The sequence below is a fragment of the Aquabacterium humicola genome (assembly GCF_030167915.1).
In the GTDB taxonomy this organism is placed as follows: domain Bacteria; phylum Pseudomonadota; class Gammaproteobacteria; order Burkholderiales; family Burkholderiaceae_C; genus Pseudaquabacterium; species Pseudaquabacterium humicola.
Map to the genome: position 1 here is coordinate 1 of NZ_JARGNB010000001.1, position 14,681 is coordinate 14,681.

11 protein-coding genes are annotated in these 14,681 nt (G+C 69.7%); 8 read left to right on the forward strand and 3 right to left on the reverse strand.

The window, feature by feature from the left end; all coding sequences use genetic code 11:
• Positions 1–336: 336 nt before the first annotated feature.
• Positions 337–1,842, reverse strand: a complete 1,506-nt coding sequence (locus tag P1K89_RS00005; protein WP_284614300.1) for a hypothetical protein — start codon at positions 1,840–1,842, stop codon at positions 337–339.
• Complete coding sequence (locus tag P1K89_RS00010) at positions 1,839–4,985, reverse strand: type VI secretion system Vgr family protein (RefSeq protein ID WP_284614301.1); 3,147 nt, start codon at positions 4,983–4,985, stop codon at positions 1,839–1,841. Before P1K89_RS00010 ends, P1K89_RS00005 begins: the two co-directional genes overlap by 4 nt.
• Before the next feature lie 315 nt (positions 4,986–5,300).
• On the opposite strand from P1K89_RS00010, the gene P1K89_RS00015 reads away from it, so the two are divergent.
• From P1K89_RS00015 to P1K89_RS00030, 4 genes are all read left to right on the forward strand, one after another.
• Positions 5,301–5,813 carry a ZrgA family zinc uptake protein gene (locus P1K89_RS00015; RefSeq protein WP_284614302.1) on the forward strand — a complete coding sequence of 171 codons (513 nt, stop codon included), beginning with the start codon at positions 5,301–5,303 and terminating at the stop codon, positions 5,811–5,813.
• 179 nt (positions 5,814–5,992) lie between these two features.
• On the forward strand, positions 5,993–7,300 hold the full coding sequence (gene paaK, locus P1K89_RS00020) for a phenylacetate--CoA ligase PaaK (protein WP_284614303.1): 1,308 nt from the start codon (positions 5,993–5,995) through the stop codon (positions 7,298–7,300).
• Positions 7,301–7,311: 11 nt separating this feature from the next.
• Positions 7,312–7,977, forward strand: coding sequence for a TetR/AcrR family transcriptional regulator (locus P1K89_RS00025; RefSeq protein ID WP_284614304.1), 666 nt, complete (start codon positions 7,312–7,314; stop codon positions 7,975–7,977).
• Positions 7,978–7,982: 5 nt separating this feature from the next.
• Positions 7,983–9,131 carry an ABC transporter substrate-binding protein gene (locus P1K89_RS00030; RefSeq protein WP_439897962.1) on the forward strand — a complete coding sequence of 383 codons (1,149 nt, stop codon included), beginning with the start codon at positions 7,983–7,985 and terminating at the stop codon, positions 9,129–9,131.
• A 49-nt stretch (positions 9,132–9,180) separates the two neighbouring features.
• On the opposite strand, the gene P1K89_RS00035 is transcribed toward P1K89_RS00030, so the two are convergent.
• A complete protein-coding gene (locus P1K89_RS00035; protein WP_284616274.1) occupies positions 9,181–10,332 on the reverse strand; it encodes an aromatic ring-hydroxylating oxygenase subunit alpha in 1,152 nt (383 codons plus the stop codon).
• A gap of 283 nt (positions 10,333–10,615) precedes the next feature.
• On the opposite strand from P1K89_RS00035, the gene xseB reads away from it, so the two are divergent.
• From xseB to folE2, 4 genes are all read left to right on the forward strand, one after another.
• A complete protein-coding gene (gene xseB, locus P1K89_RS00040; protein ID WP_284614306.1) occupies positions 10,616–10,852 on the forward strand; it encodes an exodeoxyribonuclease VII small subunit in 237 nt (78 codons plus the stop codon).
• A 106-nt stretch (positions 10,853–10,958) separates the two neighbouring features.
• Complete coding sequence (locus P1K89_RS00045) at positions 10,959–11,849, forward strand: polyprenyl synthetase family protein (protein ID WP_284614307.1); 891 nt, start codon at positions 10,959–10,961, stop codon at positions 11,847–11,849.
• Between the two features lie 8 nt (positions 11,850–11,857).
• The gene (dxs, locus tag P1K89_RS00050) at positions 11,858–13,774 is read left to right on the forward strand and encodes a 1-deoxy-D-xylulose-5-phosphate synthase (protein WP_284614308.1); all 1,917 of its coding nucleotides are present in this window, start codon (positions 11,858–11,860) and stop codon (positions 13,772–13,774) included.
• A gap of 84 nt (positions 13,775–13,858) precedes the next feature.
• A complete protein-coding gene (gene folE2 / locus P1K89_RS00055; RefSeq protein WP_284614309.1) occupies positions 13,859–14,650 on the forward strand; it encodes a GTP cyclohydrolase FolE2 in 792 nt (263 codons plus the stop codon).
• Positions 14,651–14,681: the final 31 nt, after the last annotated feature.

Consider the following 14,681-nt stretch of genomic DNA (forward strand, 5'->3'; position numbering starts at 1 on the left):
CAGCTTGAAGGCCTGCAGACCCTCACCGATACTGCCCCCACTCGGCTGCCCGCTGTGGCGCGCTGAGTACCGTGCGTCTCAGCCTTGTCCGGGCTGTGGACCTACACCACGGGTTGGGACGCGACCAGCGGGTCGCTCCCATTGGCCTTGCCGGATCCATACGCGCGATCTTTTCTCGGTCCGACAGCGACTTCGTCACGACATCGAACGTTTCGATGGCGTCATTGGCAATCTCGTGGTAGGTCGATGGCCCGAGGAGGATGGATCGACGTTTGGACAGGAACGCGGACTCCTGCAATGGTGAAAGATCGTATGCGCTCATGGATCGAGTCGAGGCTATTTGCTCAAGATGGTGTCGGGCAGCGCAACCAGTGGTGGCTGAACTTCGTGATGGTGCCCTTGAGGCTTTTCGTGACGATGCTTCTGCCTGCCAGTCACCATGAGGATCCAGCGCGCGTAGGGCGGGGTCGAGATGTCGTCGAGTAGCAGGTTCTTCCAGTAGCGCTTGACTTGGCGATTGAGTTCCAGTCCTTGTGGCGTCAATCGCTCGTCGGGCAGCGACTTGTAGATCCAAAGGTGACTCATCTGCACCCCCTTGGTCTTCGTCTCCGCCAACCCCGATTGCCCCGGCTTCTTCTTCAAGGCGTCATCGGCCGTCTTGCCGTCGATCTTCGTCTTGGTGGACACGCCATCGCGCTTGTCGTTCTCGAAGATGTTGGGCACGGGCTTGTCGCCGGCCGCCGTGGCCGGCGTGGGGTTGCTGGCCTCGTCTGCACTGAGACTTGCCAGTTGCGTCCGGATGTCCTCTGGCAGCGCCTGCAGGAATCCGAAGGCACCTAGCAGGCTGCTCTTGGTCTCGCCGATCACGCCTGGTCGCGTCGTGCTGCCTTGCTGGACCCAGACGTGGTCGATGCCTTGGCGTCCCGGACGATCGGTTTCCTCCCACAAGCGGCCGCCATTGTTGGCCTTCTTGAGATTGCGCTTGCTGCGGGCCACCCAGTAGTCGGCCATGTGCTCGCCTGGCACGCCGGTCCGGAAGTCCTGTTTCTTCTTTGCCGCTCGACGCTGCTCGGTGCGTGGCTTATCGGGCGTGGAAGTCGGCTTGTCGCTACGGTCCCGCTTCACGTCCTTCGGGCCGATCTTCGGGTCAGCGCCGGCAGCGCGCCCACCACCACCGGATGCGCTCGAAGGCGCCGATGACTTGGCGGGCGTTCCATGTGCAGTGCTGCTCGGCACCTTGTCGCCCAGCGCCTTGTTCCACATCGCCTTGAGCTCGACGATGGCCTCGTCGAGCATCTTCGGCGCCTGCTTGCGCATCTGCTTCAGCTGCTCGATGAGCAGGTTCACTTCGCCGCGCCCCATGACCGTCTTCACGACCCATGAGTCGAGGCCATCGATGAACGAGGCAATCACCTTGTCGAAGCTGCCCCTGACGGTGCTCGCGACCTGGCCCCAGTTGATGTCGCGAAAGAAGCGATCGACGTTGCCGCGGATCGCCGGCGACAGGCCATCGAGGATGCGAGGCAGCGAATCGCCACGCTTCAGCAGCCTGAATGTCGTCTTCAGCGCATCACCGGCGGCGGGAATGCAGCCGACAAGGGTGATGGCCATCTCGAGCCATGCCATTGGGTTGCCCGGCGCGCCGGCAATGGCGATGACGCCGAGCACGATGTCCCTCACGTCCATCGCCTGGCCGATACCCGGAACGACCCCGAGAATGCCGGAAACGATGATCTGCGAGGGCGAGTCGCCCGCGCCGGTGACGATGCCCTTGAGCCACGTCCCCACGTCGTCGTCAGCCGCCTTGACGGCGCCCTTGACTGCAGCGGTCGTTGCCGTCATGCCTTGCCCTCGCCGCCTTCGGGATGCTCGGCTCGGTAGTCCTCGTACTTCAGCGCCTGCTCGGCCGGCGAATCGGTGCGGTAGTCGTCGATGTACATCTCCACGTCTTCGCTGATCGTGCCGCCTTCTTCGCCGACGGTTCCGAACATGGCGGCGATCTCGTCGGGAAAGTAATCGTCCTGCAGCGCGGCCATCTCCATGTCGCTGAAGGCCTGCAAGCGCTGCGCAGCCTCCTCCGCGTTGGCGACTGCGGAGCTGCCGAAGAAGGGGTTCGGCTTGCGCTCGCGCCGCGGCTTGGGGGCTTCGGCCGACTCGTTGAACGTGACCGTGTAGGGCTCATAGGGCACCCCGTCGAGGCGCGCGAAACCCCGGGCGTCGAGCTTGCCCCTGATCATGATCCCGCTGTCGAAGCGGATCGTGTAGTCGGCACCCGCCATCGGCACGGCAGCAACGTCGCGGTAGTTGAGTTCGATCCAGTGCTTCTGATTCGCCGGGTTCGGCAGGTTCGGCAGCTCGGGACTGCCACCCCCCGCCGGCATGAACTCGTGCGTGCTCATCGGCGCCGAGAACAGCCCCGGCATCGTGAACGTGATGTCCCCGCCCTCCAGCACGATCGAGCTCTCGCCGTCGCGCAGCTCGATGCGGTTCTTCGCATCGATGTGGATCTCGTCGTTGACCGAGATCACGGTCAGTTCCTGGTCGGCCAGCAGCTGCATCGCGTCGGTGTGCGCGCGCAGGGACACCGGCCCGCTGGCGGCGAAGGCCTTGACGCCGCCTTCGTGGGCGTAGAGGCTGGTGGTGCGGCCGGAGACGGACGAGAAGGTGTGCGCGGCGGTCTGCTGCAGGTCGCCGTGGGCGGTGACCGTGAGGTCCTGGCCGGACATCGCGGCGATCTGCGCTTCGGTGGCGAAGGCGGTGCTGGCGGTCGCGTCGAGCGCGATCACCGGGTCGGCGAAGGCGTGCACCGGGTCGGTGTCGCCGCGCTGCGCGTCCTGCTGCCGTGCGGGCTGGCCGCCGACGGCGCCCTCGTGCCTGCCGCGTTGCGCCAGGTCGATCGCATCGCCGAACCGCTGCATCGCCTGCTGTGCATCGTGCGTCGACAGGCCGTGGGCCTGGCCGTGGCGCGCCGCGGCTGTGAGCGTCTGGCCCAGCGCGCGCGCCGCCGTGAGCTTGCCCGCGGCCTCGTCGGCATCCATCTGCGTCGACTGCGCCGAGCCGTGGCTGCCGCTGCGCGCTGCCGTGCTGACCAGCAGCCCCTTGGCCGCACGCAGGCTCATCCAGGCCTGGCAGGCCATCTCGAAGCCCGAGCCGCGCCACGGGCCACGCTGCGCCGACGTCGAAGGCTGCTGGATCAGGTGGCCGAGGCCGACTTCGGCGGCGGTGTAGCTGCACAGCAGGCGCACGCGCATCTGGCCGGTGGCGTCGTCGAGCACCAGCTGGTTGAAGCCGGCGCCGTCGAGCGCATGCGTGAGAAGGCCGGAGATCACGCCGGGGTGGTTGATGCCCGAGTCGACGCCGGCGGCGTAGGGCGGCCGGTCGGGGCCGTTGTAGAGGCTGCCGACGATCAGCGGGCGGTCGATGTCGCCTTCGACGAACTGCACCGCCACCTCGGTGCCGAGGCGCGGCGTGAAGACCGCGCCCCAGTTCGCGCCGGCGGCCGGCAGCGCGACCCGGACCCAGGTGCCGGAACGCTCGTCGCCAGGCGCGTTGCCCTGGGCATCGGCGCTGCTGCTGTCGTGCGCCAGGCCCCCGGGCAGCGGCGCCACGCCGCGCTGCCACGGGAACTGGATCTTCACGCGGTGCTCGCGCTCGGTGGTCAGCGGCTCGCCGGGCACGCCGACGACCAGCGCCGTCTGCAGCCCCGGCGCGGTGGGCTTGCGCACGAAGCGCGGCACGACCGGTGCCGCCGATGGCGCGGCGTGGAAGTGGTTGCGGTAGGTCCCGCGTTCCAGGTCCGACAGCTGCAGCAGCTTCGCGGCCTGCGCGCCGAGGTTGTTGGTCGCGTGGTGCTCGATGGCGAGCAGCGTGAATTGATTGTCGGCGCGCGCGTGGCTCACCGTCTGCGCCGTCGAGGCACCGTACAGCGCATGGTCGACCAGCGTGAAGCGCCGGCCGGCCTCGAAATGGCGCGTGCTGCCCTGGCCCTCGAAGCGCTTGACGTCGAGCTCCAGCGCCTGCAGAGCAAGCCCGGCGGCGCGTTCGGCATGCGCCGGGTCGCGGTAGCGGTAGGCGCCCGCGCCGTCGTAGACCTCCAGTGCGGGCAGCTCGCCCAGCTCGAGCGCGCTGGCGATCTCGGCGCCCGTGCCGGCCAGGTGCTTGTAGTTCCACGACCCCAGGCTCACCGCGTTGGCCTGCAGCGAGCGACGCGTGGCGAAGGCGGTGATCGCATCGCGCTGGCCGGGCTCGTTCGCCGTGGGGTGCTGCGACGTGAAGCGCGCTTGGCCCAGCGATGGCCGCTCGGCCAGCCGGTCCGTGATCACCAGCGTGTGCAGTGCGCTCTTCGCGAGGCTCAGGTCGGCGCCGGAGTCGTCGTGCTCGAAGTGATAACTCAGGCCTTCCTCGGCCAGCAGGCGTGTCACGAATTGCAGGTCGCTCTCGCGGTACTGCACGCACAGGCTGCGTTCGTGCAGCGGTTCAGCGAGCTCGAAGCGGAAGTTGGCCTGCGGGTAGTCGGCGAAGACGTCCTCGACGATGGCGCGGGCGTCCCGGTCCTGCCAGACGAAGCAGTCGCGGCGCAGCGCCAGGAACTGCAGCCAGGGCCGCATCACGAGGCGGTATCGCGCCAGGCCACCGTCGGCCCCCAGCTGCGCGGCTTCGGTGACGTAGCCGTGCCACGGCTTGTACGAACCATTCGGCTGTAGCAGCCGCACGCTCATCTGCTCGCCGATGACGGTCTTGAGCTCGAAGTAGGCGGACGTGCTGACCGCCTCCACCACCAGCTCGAAGGGCTGGCTGACGGCGTCGCGCATCACCAGGCGCTCGGGCACCAGCGCCAGCTGCGGCAGCGCGGTGGCCATCTGCAGCAGGCGGCCGCGCTGGTCGATCAGCGCGGCGAAATCGAGGCGGCTGCTCAGCGCCTTCAGCGGTTGCAGCATCGCGCCGAGCACATCCGGCCCCGCGCCCAGCCATGCCCCCGCATCCATTGCCCGCCCTCTCTCTTCGACGATGGGCGCGCATTGTGGACAGGGCTGGCCAACCGCCAACCCCTAAAGCCGATGGCCTGGTTACGCGGCGTTCGTGTAGGCGCGGGGCGCGGCGGGCACCTGGGGGGCACGAACGAAACCCAGTCGCGGGCGCCGGGCCTGCAGGCGTTTGTGGTGGATCAGCGTGCGGGTGCGGCTCATGGTCGGTCTCCGGTTCGAATGCCTGCAGCATCCGACGTGCCCGTTGCAGTGCCGTTCCTGCGACAGGTCGACACGTTTCGACTGTTGCGCGCGCAGCGGCAGAATCGGCGCGTGATGAATTCATGGTCTGCCGTTCCGGTTGCGCTGCTGCTCGGCGCTGCAGTCGCGCCGCTGCCCGCGCAGGCCCAGCACCGCCATGGCGCGGTGCGCCTGGAGATCGCGGTCGAAGCGGCGTCGCTGGACGTGGCGCTCGATGCGCCGCTGGACGCGCTGCTCGGCTTCGAGCGGGCGCCGCGCACGGCCGCCGAGCGGGCGCAGGTCGATGCGATGTTCGCGGCGCTGAAAGCCGTGCCGCCGCCGCTGGCGGCGCCGGGCTGCACGCTGCAGAGCGCGGAGGCGGCGTCCGACGTGGTCAAGCCCGGCGCAAAAGCCGCGGAGCACGCCGACCTGCAGGCGCGATGGCGCTTCGCCTGCCGCGATGCCGCTTCGCTGCGCGCGCTGGACATCGGCGTGTTGATGAAGGCTTTTCCGCGCATCGCCCAGGTGGAGGCTGACGTCGCCACGGCGTCGGGGCAGTTCCGCGTGGCGCTGAAAAGGCCGGCGACCGAGCTGCGCTGGGGCCGCTGAGGGCGGCGCGCGGGTCTGTACACCCGGGAAAGGCCCGATCCCGACCGGCTTGCCCCGCCCGGGCCGGGCCTCTAGCATCGGCGACATTGGACGACCGACCGGTCGGTCAATCGTCCGGGCGGTGGTTGCCCGGGCGACCCTTCGTCCGGCCTGTGTCCGGTGCTCCAGGAGATGGACCGATGCCCGTCAAGCAATCCCGTGCCGAAGAGCTCGAGCCGATCGAACGCGCCAGCCGCGATCAGATCGAGGCGCTGCAGCTCGAGCGGCTGCAGGCGATGCTCGCGCGGGTCTACGACCGTGTGCCGCACTACCGCCAGGCCTTCGACGCCCACGGCGTGCACCCCTCGGACTGCCGCGCGCTCGCCGACCTCGCGAAGTTCCCGTTCACCACCAAGGCCGACCTGCGCGCGCACTACCCGTTCGGCCTCTTCGCGGTGCCGCGCGAGCAGGTGGCGCGCGTGCACGCGTCGTCGGGCACCACCGGCAAGCCCACCGTCGTCGGCTACACGCAGAAGGACATCGACACCTGGGCGCAGCTGATGGCGCGCTCGCTGCGCGCGTCGGGCCTGCGGCCGGGCGACCTGGTGCACGTGGCCTATGGCTACGGCCTCTTCACCGGCGGCCTGGGGGCCCATTACGGCGCCGAGCGCCTGGGCTGCACGGTGATCCCGATGTCCGGCGGCCAGACCGAGAAGCAGGTGCAACTGATCAACGACTTCCGGCCCGACGCGATCCTCGTCACGCCGAGCTACATGCAGGTGATCATCGAGGAGTTCCGGCGCCAGGGGCTGGACCCGCGCGCCATGTCGATCTCGGTCGGCGTCTTCGGCGCCGAGCCGTGGACCGAGGCGATGCGCGCCGAGATCGAGGCGGGCGCCGACATCGACGCGGTCGACATCTACGGCCTGTCCGAGGTGATGGGCCCCGGCGTCGCCAACGAGTGCATCGAGAGCAAGGACGGCCCGGTGATCTGGGAGGACCATTTCCTGCCCGAGATCATCGACCCCGACACCGGCGCGGTGCTGCCCGAAGGCAGCGAGGGCGAGCTCGTCTTCACCACGCTGACCAAGGAAGCGCTCCCGCTGGTGCGCTACCGCACGCGCGACCTGACGCGTCTGCTGCCGCCGACCGCGCGCAGCATGCGCCGGATGGCCAAGCTGGTCGGCCGCAGCGACGACATGCTGATCATCCGCGGCGTCAACCTGTTCCCGACGCAGGTCGAGGAGCTGGTGCTCGCGCACGGGCAGCTGGCGGGCCAGTACCAGCTGGTCGTCAGCCGCGAGGCGCTGCTCGACGAGCTGACCGTGCGCTGCGAGCTGCTGCCCGAACATGCCGGTGCCGACCGCGCGGCGATCGGCGAGGCGCTGGCGCAGCGCATCAAGAACCTGATCGGCGTCAGCGCGGCGGTGGACATCGGCCTGCCGGAATCGATCGAACGCACGCTGGTCGGCAAGGCGCGCCGCGTGGTCGACAAGCGGCCCCGCTGAAAACTCGCCGCATGGCCCGCGTCCGCAGCGCCGCTTTCGACGACCAGCGCGAGACCATCCTCGCGCAGGCGGCCGCGCTCTTTGCGCGTCAGGGCTACACGGCGACCTCGATGAACGAGGTCGCCGCGGCCTGCGGCATCTCCAAGCCCACGCTCTACCACTATGTGCGCGACAAGCACGAGCTGCTGCTGTCGGTGGCCGAGGCGCATGTCGCGCGGCTGGAGGCGCTGGTGGCCGCGGTGGCCGTCGAGCAGCTGGCGCCGCGCGCGCGCCTGCAGGCGCTGGTGTCGCGCTTCGTGCTCGCCTACGCCGACGCGCAGCACGAGCACCGCGTGCTGACCGAGGACGTGAAGTTCCTCGATGCCGAGGCGCGCGAGCGCGTGCTCGCCGGCGAGCGCCGCGTCGTCGCCGCGTTCGCCGACGCGGTGCACGCGCTGCGGCCCGAGCTCGCCGAGGCGGCGCTCGCGAAGCCGCTCGCGATGCTGCTGTTCGGCATGATCAACTGGATGTTCACCTGGCTGAAGCCGGGCGGACGCTACGACCACGCGGCGATGGCGCCGGTGGTGGTCGACCTGTTCCTCGGCGGTCTCGGGGCCGTGCAGGCCCCGGGCCCGCAGTCCGCTTCCGCGGCCGCCCGACGTTCGACGATGACCACGAAGAAGGAGACCCTGCTGTGAAGACCATCCGCACGCTGCTTGCCGCCGCGGCGCTCGCCGCCGTCGCGCTGACCCCGCTGCCGGCGCGCGCCGACATCAACGTCGGCGTCACCGTCTCGGCCACCGGCCCGGCGGCTTCGCTCGGCATCCCCGAGAAGAACACGATCGCCCTGATGCCGAAGGAAATGAGCGGCCACAAGGTGAACTACATCGTGCTCGACGATGCGTCCGACACCACCGCCGCGGTGGCCAACGCGCGCCGCTTCATCACCGAGAGCAAGGTCGACGTGATCATCGGCTCGACGACGACGCCGAACTCGCTGGCGATGATCGACATCGTCGCCGAGAGCCAGACGCCGATGATCTCGATGGCCGCGTCGGCGCGCATCGTCGAGCCGGTCGATGCCAAGCGGCGCTGGGTGTTCAAGACGCCGCAGAACGACATCATGATGGCGCTGGCGATCGCCACCCACATGGCCGACAACGGCATCAAGTCGGTCGGTTTCATCGGCTTCGCCGACGCCTACGGCGAGGGCTGGCTGCAGGAATTCGGCAAGGCCGCTGGCCTGAAGAGCATCCAGATCGTCGCCACCGAGCGCTACAACCGCACCGATTCGTCGGTTACCGGCCAGGTGCTGAAGCTGGTCGGCGCCAACCCGCAGGCGGTGCTGATCGCCGGCTCCGGCACGCCGGCCGCGCTGCCGCAGAAGGCGCTGAAGGAGCGCGGTTACGCCGGCCGCATCTACCAGACGCACGGCGTCGCGAACAACGATTTCCTGCGCGTCGGCGGCAAGGACGTCGAGGGCACGCTGCTGCCGGCCGGCGGCGTGCTGGTGGCCTCGCAGCTGCCCGACGGCCACCCGGTGAAGAAGACCGCGCTGCACTACGTGCGCACCTACGAGGCGGCGCACGGCCCGGGCTCGGTGTCGACCTTCGGCGCGCATGCCTGGGACGCCGGCCTGCTGCTGCAGGCCGCGGTGGCGTCGGTCGGCAAGACCGCGGAGCCGGGCACGCCGGCGTACCGCGCCGCGCTGCGTGATGCGCTGGAGCGCGTGCGCAACGTCGCCGGCGCGCACGGTGTCTTCAACATGTCGCCGAACGACCACCTCGGGCTCGACCAGCGCGCCCGCGTGATGGTGAAGATCGAGAAGGGCGGCTGGGTCTACCAGCCCTGAGTCCCGCGGTGCCCGGGCCGGCGGGGCAGGGCGTCCGCCGCCCGGGGCTTCAGGTGACCGGCCCCTGCCGCCAGGCCGCCGGCCTGGCCATGGCCTCGCGGTACCAGACATGGAAGTGGCGCATGCCGTCTTCCATCGGGCTCTGGTACGGCCCGGCCTCGTCGTCGCCGCGCTCGAACAGCGCCTTGCGGCCGGCGTCCATGCGCTCGGCGATCTCGTCGTCCTCGATGCAGGTCTCCATGTAGGCGGCCTGCTCGGCCTCGACGAACTCGCGCTCGAACGCCGCGATCTCCTCGGGGTAGTAGAACTCGACGACGTTGAGCGTCTTCTGCGGGCCCTTGGGATACAGCGTGGACACCACCAGCACGTGCGGATACCACTCGACCATGATGTTCGGGTAGTAGGTCAGCCAGATCGCGCCCTGCTTCGGCGGCTGGCCGCCGTTGAACTTCAGTACCTCGTCGTGCCAGCGCTGGTAGGTCGCGCTGCCAGGTTTCTTCAGGTCCTGGTGGATGCCGACGGTCTGCACCGAGTGGTGGCGGCCGAATTCCCACTGCAGGTCGTCGCAGCTGACGAAGCGGCCGAGGCCCGGGTGGAACGGGCCGACGTGGTAGTCCTCGAGGTAGACCTCGATGAAGGTCTTCCAGTTGTAGTTGCACTCGTGCATGTGCACCTTGTCGAGCACGTAGCCGCTGAAGTCGAGCGCCGCGCGCGGGCCGATGCCGCCCAGGTCGGCGGCCACGTCGCGGCCGTTGTCCTCGAAGACCAGGCCGTTCCAGGTGCGTACCGGGTAGTTGTTCAGGTGCAGGCACGGGTCCTGGTCGAAGTGCGGCGCGCCGAGCAGCTGGCCCTTCAGGTCGTAGGTCCAGCGGTGCAGCGGGCAGACGATGTTCGAGCGCGTATGGCCGCGGCCCTTGAGCATCACGGCCTGGCGATGGCGGCAGACGTTCGAGATCAGCTCGACGCCCTGCGGCGTGCGCACGAGCGCGCGCCCTTCGCCTTCCTGCGGCAGCGCGTAGTAGTCGCCGACCTCGGGCACCGCCAGCGCGTGCCCGAGGTAGCGCGGACCGTGCTGGTAGATGAGCTCCATCTCGCGACGAAACACCTCGTCGGCGAAATAGGTCGATACGGATAGTTGCGTCAGGGGCCGCGCGAGGGTGCGCGACGCCAGAGCTTCGAGACTGATGCTCAGGTCCGACATGATCCCCAGGATCTCCAAAAGGATGTCATACCCCCCACCCGGTGGCCCCGCGGGATGGGTTTGTTCAACGGTGATGGAAATCGGCCGCTCCGGACTGTTCGCGTACTGCTGTGCGTCCTGCTCGGAAAGTGGGGTGTCCTGCGACACCCCCGGGCGACCGAGCCGCGGATTGTAGCCGGGGGGTTCGGCCGGGTCCTGGTGCCGCCTTGACTAGTCGCCGGCCCCCAGGGGTTTCCTGGAGGCCAGCGACTAAAATCGCGCCCTTCGTCCCCAACACTCCCCGATGACCGAGCTGCCGACCCCGGGCGCCGAAGCGCCGCGCTACGAAGACGCGCTGGCCGAACTGGAACGCCTGGTGCAGGCGATGGAAGGCGGCCAGATGCCGCTGGACCACCTGCTGGACAACTACCGCCGCGGCGTCGAGCTGCTGGCGCTGTGCCGCGAGCGGCTGCAGGCCGTCGAGGCCCAGGTGCAGGTGCTCGAGCAGGGCCAGCTGAAGGAATGGACCCCGGAGCCATGACCCACCCCCGTAGCGCCTTCGGCGCCTCCCCCTCAAGGGGGCGCCGCCAGCGGCCCGGCAGAGCCGGTTCCGCGGCGTCCGCTTGGCTGCATTGCGAGAGCATCAGATGAGGGAAGATGACTTCGCCGCGTGGATGCGTCAGGCGCTGCAGGAAGTCGAACGTGCCTTGGAGCGCTGGGTGCCGGCCGAGGCGCCGGCGGGGCTGGGCGAAGCGATGCGCTACGGCGTGCTCGATGGCGGCAAGCGGCTGCGGCCGCTGCTGGTGCGGGCGGCGGCCGAGGCGGTGGACGGGGCACCGGAGGCCGCGCTGCGTGCCGGCGTGGCGGTCGAACTGATCCATGCGTATTCGCTGATGCACGACGACATGCCCTGCATGGACAACGACGTGCTGCGCCGGGGCAAGCCGACGGTGCACGTGCGCTATGGCGAAGCCGGCGCGATGCTCGCGGGCGACGCGATGCAGGCGCTGGCCTTCGAGGTGCTGACGCCCGAGGACGCATCCCTGGCACCCGCGCTGCAGGCGCGCCTGTGCGCGCTGCTGGCGCGTGCCGCGGGCCACGCCGGCATGGCGGGCGGCCAGGCGATCGACCTCGCGAGCATCGGCAAGCCGCTGGGCGAGGCGCAGCTGCGCGACATGCACCACCGCAAGACCGGTGCGCTGCTGCAGGCCAGCGTGTTGATGGGCGCGGCCACCGGCGCCGCCACGCAGGACGCCTGGAAGGCGCTGGCCGACTACGGCGACGCGATCGGCCTGGCGTTCCAGGTCGTCGACGACATCCTCGACGTCACACAGGCCTCCGACAAGCTGGGCAAGACCGCCGGCAAGGACCTGGACCAGGACAAACCGACCTACGTCACCGTGCTCGGCCTCGAAGCCGCCCGCGCCGAAGCGAAACGCCTGCATGCGCAGGCACTCGCCGCGCTGGCGCGCAGCGGCCTGGCCGATTGCGATCACCTGCGGCTGCTGGCCGACATGGTGGTCGAGCGCGAACACTGAAAGCCGCCATGGGCACCTCGTCGTTGCTGCAGAAGATCGAATCCCCCGCCGACCTGCGGCGCCTGTCGCGTGCCGAGCTGCGCACGCTGGCCGGCGAACTGCGCGAGTTCGTGCTCGACAGCGTCAGCCGCACCGGCGGCCACCTGTCGTCGAACCTCGGCACCGTCGAGCTGACCATCGCACTGCACTACGTCTTCGATACGCCGAACGACCGCATCGTCTGGGACGTCGGCCACCAGACCTACCCGCACAAGATCCTCACCGGCCGGCGCGACCGCATGGGCTCGCTGCGCCAGCTCGGCGGCCTGTCCGGCTTCCCGCGCCGTGACGAGAGCGTGTACGACACCTTCGGCACCGCGCATTCGTCGACCTCGATTTCGGCCGCGCTCGGCATGGCGCATGCCGCCAAGCTCAAGGGCGAGAACCGCCGGGCGGTGGCGGTGATCGGCGACGGCGCGCTCACCGGCGGCATGGCCTTCGAGGCGATGAACCACGGCGGCGCGCCGCACGGCGTCGGCCCGGCCGACGTGCTGGTGATCCTCAACGACAACGACATGTCGATCTCGCCGCCGGTCGGTGCGCTGAACAAGCACCTCGCGCGGCTGATGAGCGGCAAGGCCTACAGCGCGGTGCGCGAGGGCGCGAAGAGCGTGCTCAAGGGCACGCCGCTGTACGAGTTCGCCAAGCGCTTCGAGGAGCACACCAAGGGCATGGTGGTGCCGGGCGCGATCTTCGAGGAACTGGGCTTCACCTACGTCGGCCCGATCGACGGCCACGACCTCGACTCTCTGATCCCGACGCTGGAGAACCTGCGCGAGGCCAAGGGCCCGCAGTTCCTGCACGTGGTGACGAAGAAGGGCTACGGCTACAAGCTGGCCGAGGCCGACCCGGTGAACTACCACGGCCCGTCGAAGTTCGACCCCGCGGTCGGCCTGCAGAAGCCGGCCACCGCGCCGAAGCCGACCTTCACCCAGGTCTTCGGCCAGTGGCTGTGCGACATGGCGGCGGCCGACGAGCGGCTCGTCGCGATCACGCCGGCGATGCGCGAGGGGTCGGGCCTGGTCGAGTTCGAGAAGCGCTTTCCGAAGCGCTACTACGACGTCGGCATCGCCGAGCAGCATGCCGTGACCTTCGCCGCCGGCCTCGCCTGCGAGGGCCTCAAGCCGGTGGTGGCGATCTATTCCACCTTCCTGCAGCGCGGCTACGACCAGCTGATCCACGACGTCGCGATCCAGAACCTGCCGGTGACCTTCGCGCTCGACCGCGCCGGCATCGTCGGTGCCGATGGCGCGACGCACTGCGGCGCCTTCGACATCGCCTACCTGCGCTGCATCCCGAACATGGCGGTGCTGACGCCGGCCGACGAGGCCGAGTGCCGGCGCGCGCTGAGCACCGCGTTCCGGCGCGCGCAGCCGGCGGCGGTGCGTTACCCGCGCGGCGCGGGGGTCGGCAGGCAGCCGGAAGCGACCCTCGAGGAGCTGCCGTGGGGCCGCGGCGAGGTGCGGCGCACCTCGTCGATCGCCGCGGGGGCCGGCAAGCGCATCGCGCTGCTGGCCTTCGGCACCCTGCTGTACCCGGCGCTGGAGGCCGCCGAGAAGCTCGACGCGACCGTTGCCAACATGCGCTTCGCCAAGCCGCTGGACACCGCGCTGGTGGCCGAGCTCGCGCGCACGCACGATGCGCTGGTGACGGTCGAGGAAGGCTGCCTGCCCGGCGGCGCCGGCAGCGCGGTCGGCGAGTGCCTGCATGCCGCGGGGCTGGCGACGCCGCTGCTGTCGCTGGGCCTGCCCGATGCCTTCATCGAACACGGCGATCCCGTCAAGCTGCTGGCGCTGCAGGGGCTGGACGCGGCGGGCATCGAGCAGTCGGTGCGCCAGCGCTTCGGCACCCACCTGACGCTGGTGCGGCCCGCGGCGAATCACTGATTGACACGCGCGTGACAAGCCCCCGCCGTGGCACGGTTCGACAATCGATGAGATGCTCGCCGCCGGCCTGACGGAAAAGACCACATGACCAACCTGACCGACGCCTTGCACATTCCCGATACGCAGAGCGAACGCGACCAGCGCCGCGTCGCGATCCAGCGCGTCGGCATCAAGGACGTGCGCTGGCCGCTCACGTTGCGCATCGCCGGCCATGACCAGGACACGGTCGCGCTGTGGGACCTCGACGTCGCATTGCCCGCGGAGCAGAAGGGCACGCACATGTCGCGGTTCGTCGCCTGGCTCGACGCGCAGGACGCGGCGATCGACAAGCCGCGGCTCGAGCAGCAGCTGGCGGTCATGCTCGACAAGCTCGGCGCCACCGAGGGCCGCATCGAGGCGCGCTTCTCGTTCTTCCTGCGCAAGCGCGCGCCGGTGTCGGGCGTGCAGAGCCTGCTGGACTACCAGGGCCGCTGGATCGCCGAGTCGCGCGGCGGCCAGACATCGATCTGGGCCGAGGTCGGCGTGCCGGTGAAAAGCCTGTGCCCGTGCTCGAAGGAGATCTCCGACTACGGCGCGCACAACCAGCGCTCGCTGGTGACGATCCGCGTCGAGCTCGAGCAGGCGATCGAGTGGCACGAGCTGGTGCGCTTCGCCGAGGACTCGGCGTCCAGCGAGCTCTGGCCGCTGCTCAAGCGCGCCGACGAGAAGTGGGTCACCGAGCGCGCCTACGAGAACCCGAAGTTCGTCGAGGACCTCGTGCGCGACGTGGCGCTGCGGCTGAATGCCGATGCGCGCATCGGGCGCTACAGCGTCGACGTCGAGAACTTCGAGTCGATCCACAACCACAGCGCCTACGCGCGCATCGAGCGCGCCTAGGGTGTGCGCGCGCATCGAGCGCAACTGACGC

What these genes read in the sequence shown, in the direction of transcription:
- P1K89_RS00005 (WP_284614300.1), bottom strand. Translation starts at nt 1,842, where the DNA reads ATGACGGCAACGACCGCTGCAGTCAAGGGCGCCGTCAAGGCGGCTGAC.
- P1K89_RS00010 (WP_284614301.1), bottom strand. Translation starts at nt 4,985, where the DNA reads ATGGATGCGGGGGCATGGCTGGGCGCGGGGCCGGATGTGCTCGGCGCG.
- P1K89_RS00015 (WP_284614302.1), top strand. Translation starts at nt 5,301, where the DNA reads ATGAATTCATGGTCTGCCGTTCCGGTTGCGCTGCTGCTCGGCGCTGCA.
- paaK (WP_284614303.1), top strand. Translation starts at nt 5,993, where the DNA reads ATGCCCGTCAAGCAATCCCGTGCCGAAGAGCTCGAGCCGATCGAACGC.
- P1K89_RS00025 (WP_284614304.1), top strand. Translation starts at nt 7,312, where the DNA reads ATGGCCCGCGTCCGCAGCGCCGCTTTCGACGACCAGCGCGAGACCATC.
- P1K89_RS00035 (WP_284616274.1), bottom strand. Translation starts at nt 10,332, where the DNA reads ATGTCGGACCTGAGCATCAGTCTCGAAGCTCTGGCGTCGCGCACCCTC.
- xseB (WP_284614306.1), top strand. Translation starts at nt 10,616, where the DNA reads ATGACCGAGCTGCCGACCCCGGGCGCCGAAGCGCCGCGCTACGAAGAC.
- P1K89_RS00045 (WP_284614307.1), top strand. Translation starts at nt 10,959, where the DNA reads ATGAGGGAAGATGACTTCGCCGCGTGGATGCGTCAGGCGCTGCAGGAA.
- dxs (WP_284614308.1), top strand. Translation starts at nt 11,858, where the DNA reads ATGGGCACCTCGTCGTTGCTGCAGAAGATCGAATCCCCCGCCGACCTG.
- folE2 (WP_284614309.1), top strand. Translation starts at nt 13,859, where the DNA reads ATGACCAACCTGACCGACGCCTTGCACATTCCCGATACGCAGAGCGAA.